Source organism: Microcoleus pseudofavosus SVA1_A4, assembly GCF_036700565.1.
In the GTDB taxonomy this organism is placed as follows: Bacteria; Cyanobacteriota; Cyanobacteriia; order Cyanobacteriales; family Microcoleaceae; genus Microcoleus.
In genome coordinates this window covers 1-2,708 of the sequence record NZ_JAUBPE010000169.1, presented here as the reverse complement: position 1 = coordinate 2,708, position 2,708 = coordinate 1, and the positions used below count along the sequence as shown (strand labels likewise).

General features: G+C 41.2%; 1 protein-coding gene. It reads right to left on the bottom strand.

The genetic code is table 11. From position 1 onward, the window contains the following. Nucleotides 1-34 precede the first annotated feature (34 nt). Entirely contained in the window at nucleotides 35-2,539 is a 2,505-nt protein-coding gene (locus QUA02_RS33175; RefSeq protein ID WP_333033976.1) for an nSTAND3 domain-containing NTPase, read from the bottom strand. Between the last annotated feature and the right edge of the window lie 169 nt (nucleotides 2,540-2,708).

Genomic DNA, 2,708 nt, shown 5'->3' with positions numbered 1-2,708 from the left:
TTAAGACTCAGATGTGCATATTTAAATAACGACATCAAGCTCGGTATTTCTGCTTAGTTAAAAAGCGGGATGCTCCCTGTCTAAAGTTCTTGTGGAGCTTGGGCAAAACTTGGATTGTATTAGCTAGGTTGAAATTGGATATACGAATCACATGAGGTTGAACCCCTTTTTGTTTGGCGATTTCAATTATTTGGTTTTTGGTTGCCTCATTGTTCTGTTCAGGCTTCAATCCTTTTCCCAAGACTGGATTTAATGCCATTCCATGAATTGCTTGGCCAAAAAAGTTATAAAGAGTGGTGGTGTAAGTTCCAAAATCATTTAAAAAAGGCTTGTATAATTTGAGAAACAAAGTTCGCTTACTGACAACGGGTAAATTTTCTTTAGCCTCTTTACTACCTTCACTAGGTGAATCCGAGGTCAGTTCATGAACAAAACCCCATTCATCAAGAGCGCAAAGGGGAAGCAGGGGCTTTTTTAGCAGTATCTGCCGACAATAATCCCATCTTTCTGCATTAATTGATTTATCCATTAACGGAACGTTTTTTGAGTGACGGAAATATACTTCTAAACCCAGTTCTAGTTGTTTAATCGCTTGCAGTACAGTCTGTCTGAGGTTTAAAATTGAATGAGTATATTCCTGCCAAGTTTTAGGCCTAAAAGGTTGTAGCGCCAATCCTATAAATGTTGAATTGACTGAGCTCAGCCACGAGATTGAAAGATACGGCTTGGAAATACCTGTTTTTTGAGTGTCATCGAATGGAATTTCACCTGACCACACCCTGTGACCGTAACCTTGACAAGCATACAGTTCTCGATCGGGCAGCAGTCTTCTTAATAGTCCGCATCGCTGCACGGCTTCTTCATGCAAGCGACTTTTAGTAGCTTCGACTTCCGGTTCACCTTCAGATTGAGAGCCATTTTGTTGCTGAATATCAACAATGAAGTGAGCCGTAAGTTTTTGTCCATCATCTTCCAATGCTACTGTTTGTGTTTCTTGCCGAAAGCGATTTATAAGTCTAGAGCGATTCGTCTCCAGCCAAGAACTAAAGCCTTCCTGATATCCGTAAGATAATCCCAGGATTAAATCAGCTAAGATATCGATGGGGAGCGTATCAATCGCTCGGTCAATCTCATAATTAGAAAGCCATTCTGCCAGAGGCCAGGAAACTCCCAAACGTCCTATCCAAAAAATTGTTTCCGCCATACCAGACCAATCCACATCAGATGAGGGTGCTGTAGGTTTTTGAGTCCGACTTGACAACCATGTTTCAGCACGTACAAACACCTGCTTCTTATCAGTCTGACGAGCTTGAAATTCTTCTATTCGCTGCCGTCCTTCTGAAGGAATTGTGTGTCCTAAGTTGCTTAACCATAATCTCCCCCAGCCAGGAGTAGCATCTGCAATATCGCAATCTAATACAGACAGAAAACCAGTTCCTACCTCTTGATATATTTCTGCAAGAAGTTGTTTATTAGCTTCAGCATATTCCTTAATGCCTAACCAAATTAAAGCCCGCGTGACTCCTGCTATTGCAGTCCACTGTTGTGGCTGATATGAGGTAAGAGAGTTTAGCAAAGGTTCAATTTCAAACCGATGACGGGAGAAGGCGTAAAGGAGAAAACTTTCAACATCCCGTTCAAAGATGAATGGCAAACAGATGCTAGCACTTTCCGACCAGGGTGAAAATGTTGAATCGCTTAGAAGTTCAGCAAGTATTGCTGAACGTATAGGATGTAATCCTTGTATTAGGGAACCATCCTCACTAAGCCTAAGTAAATACTCTTTTTCAAATAGTTCACAAGTTCTCTTTGGCGCACTTAAAGCTAAATGTTTTACAAGGGGTTTAATCTGCAACCTAGATTCAAAGGCTGATGCTACAGAAGCCAATCTCAAGAGTTCAATGGTTGCGTCACTTAGCTTTCCTGTTGTGGCTTCATCCTCAAGTCGTGTTATCTGTTGTGAGAGTCTTTCTCGAAGAGAATTTCCCTGAGTCACCAGATAGACAAATTCCATGAGGGGGCCTTCACCGCCAAATTTGTTCCAGGCCTCCTCAAAAGTCAAGAACTCTGCTGGAAGTTTCTTGTTTGTAAGAGATTGATAGATTTCCTGCGCCTCAATTCGATTGAAGGTCAGTTCGACTCCAGAAAATTGAATTTCAGCACCAGAAATACTGGCTCTACGAAAATCTTCTTCCCGAACCGTGACCAGAACTCGAATGTTTCTATGAGTAGATAATTCCTTGACTAACTCAATCCAACCAATATCGTTGGGTGAAACATCCAAGTAAACGGCAATCGGCATACCGATAGCATTAGCCTGACCTGCTATAGCTGTCGCAATACTAAGAGCGTGTTTTCTGCTATCAATTAGTTGAACTTTAAAGCGCGATTTGTCGGAAAAGAATTCGCGAAGATAGCGAAAGGCTAAAGTGGTCTTGCCTTGACCAGAAGCGCCGTGGATAATAACGACTCTGTTTTCTTCAAATTTTTTAGCTATTTCTTGTAAGTTTTTATGACGCAAGACATCAACATCAGCCAAAATATGCTCGTAACGAGCTGAAATTCCGCGATAAAATTCATCGGATAATTCATCTTTTACTTGGGCATCAATCTCTTGCTCTTCGTCTAAAGGGGAGCATCCCGCTTTTTAACTAAGCAGAAATACCGAGCTTGATGTCGTTATTTAAATATGCACATCTGAGTCTTAA